Below are 2,264 nucleotides of genomic sequence, written 5' to 3'. Positions count from 1 at the left end.
ACGGCGGGCGGCGTCCAGCAAGGCTGCAGGCCAGCAGCGTAATGGCGGAAGGATCGGCATAGGCGCAAGGTTCCACAACCATTAGGAAATTGCCAGCGGCAAAGATCAAACGCCCTGATTTCCGCTTGCCGCAGCCCGGTCGGGTGTAGCAGGCACCGCCTTTCAGTACTAATTTGAAAGCAAAGCACTCTCGTAGGACTTTCAGATGTTTTGGATTGTTCTCAGCACCGCAGCTATTTCCGCAACCTGGACGGCTGCGGGGTTTGCTGCCCTCAGCGCGGCCCGAACGGCGCGCACGCCGCAAGGGGCGATCGGCTGGGCGGTCTTCCTGCTGGCTGCCCCGATCGCCGCCCTGCCCGCCTATATGATTTTTGGCCACCACCGGTTCAAAGGATACTGGAAGGCACGCCGCGCCGCGGAACAGGCTGTTGCTGCCATGCGGAACTATACCAGCGCCCAGTCCGAAGATGCACAGAAACTGCCGGTAAACACCGCGCCTTTTGAAACAATTGCCGGATTGACCGTCTGCCGCGGGAACGGATTGGAATTGTTGATCGACGGCGAAAATACCTTTAGCGCCATCTTCGAAGAGATTGATAAAGCGCAGGAATATATTCTTATTCAATACTACATTCTGCGCGCGGACACAGTGGGAAGGCAGCTTCAGCGAAAGCTGATAGAAGCCGCAGAACGCGGCGTAACGGTTTGGTTCATGGCAGACAGCATCGGCAGCCGGAATCTGCCCAGCAGCTTTACCCGCGCGCTGGAGGAGGCAGGTGTCAACATGATTGATCCGGCGGTGCAACGGCGTCCTTGGCACCGGCTTCGCATCAATTTCCGCAACCACCGTAAAACCGTCATTGTGGACGGCCGGACAGGCTTTACCGGCGGTTTGAATGCCGGCGAAGAATACATGGGGCTGGACCCTGTTATGGGGCCATGGCGGGATACGCATGTACGCCTCTCCGGCCCGGTTGTTCAGCAGCTGCAGCTCTCCTTTGCTGAGGATTGGCACTGGCGCACGCAAGAGCCGGTCCTGGACCTGTTGAATTGGGACGCTGAACAGTCACCGCAAAACCGGCCCGCTCTGATCGTCTCGACAGGGCCCGGCGATACCATTGGCAACGGATCCATGCTGTATTTCTCGGCAATAACCGCGGCACAGGAAAAAGTTTGGCTGGCCTCCCCGTATCTGGTCCCGGATCAGGAAGTGCTTGCTGCCTTGAAACATGCCGCGTTGCGCGGGCTGGATGTCCGGATCCTTCTGCCGGATTCCATTGATCACCACCTGCCGTGGCTAGCGGGTTTTGCATTTTTTGATGAGCTGCGGGAGGCTGGCGTTCGTATCCTGCGCTACCGTGGCGGCTTCATGCATCAGAAGTGTTTTGTTATCGATGACAGGATATCGGGTGCAGGTACGGCGAACCTCGACTACCGGTCATTCCGGCTGAATTTTGAAACCATGGCCTTGTTTTTCGACCCGCGGTCCGCGCGCGAAATCTCTGAAATGCTGGCCAGGGATTTCCAACGATCTACCGAGCTTACACAGCCGCTGGACCGGCAGGCGTTGCGCATTCGCTTGCTGGCTCCCGTCGTGCGCTTGCTGGCTCCTGTGCTTTAATCCTTTGCGCTATGCGTTTCTCCGTTCAGGGAAAACAGCCGCCCCATTGCGCTGACCAGAAAGGCCGTGCTGATCCCAAAGCCGAATAACCCGGTGACTGCGGCGAAGGCGGCAAATATCCGCAACGCCGGACCCAGAACAACATCGCCGTAGCCAAGCGTGGTATAAGTCGCCAGGGAAAAATAGACTGATGTGTTCCAGTCGCCGATCGCACCGACCAGAACAAAAGCGGCGGACCAGATCCAGACCTGAGCCGTATGACTGCCCAGAATGATGAAAATCGCCACCACCAGCAAAATACCGATCTGCCAGGGCCTGAAAGGTTTGGGAAAGCCCGCCGACAGCTTGTTCAACACGGCGGAACACAAAACCAAAACAGAGATTTCGAGGATCAGACAGACACTCAGATAGACTGAGCCCCACAGCAACTGGTTCCATAGCGTCATATTGGCTCTCCCGTCGGTGTGAAGCTGTTTTGGGGCTTCTCGGCACCTTAGAAATGTATTCCGCAACGCTTAACCATAAGAATGCCCGATGGGCCAGCCTTTGTGCCGCACTGGACATCTTCCTGGCAGAGGTATTGAGTGCCGTTGCAGGCATTGAAGACCAAAGCGCAGGAGGGTGCCGCGGAATGGTTTTGAAG

At 57.1% G+C, this 2,264-nt stretch carries 2 protein-coding genes; one reads left to right on the top strand and one right to left on the bottom strand.

Translation table 11 applies throughout. The annotated features are described in order from the left end of the window. Nucleotides 1–205: 205 nt before the first annotated feature. Nucleotides 206–1,621, top strand: a complete 1,416-nt coding sequence (gene cls, locus A2I95_RS32395; RefSeq protein WP_291736441.1) for a cardiolipin synthase — start codon at nucleotides 206–208, stop codon at nucleotides 1,619–1,621. Here the strand turns inward: cls and A2I95_RS32390 are convergent. Then, nucleotides 1,618–2,067, bottom strand: a complete 450-nt coding sequence (locus tag A2I95_RS32390) for a potassium channel family protein (protein WP_027258975.1) — start codon at nucleotides 2,065–2,067, stop codon at nucleotides 1,618–1,620. The two genes, cls and A2I95_RS32390, sit on opposite strands and share 4 nt — an antisense overlap. Nucleotides 2,068–2,264 lie beyond the last annotated feature (197 nt).

This window comes from Leisingera sp. F5 (assembly GCF_001593695.1).
This window is presented reverse-complemented; position numbering and strand designations above follow the sequence as displayed.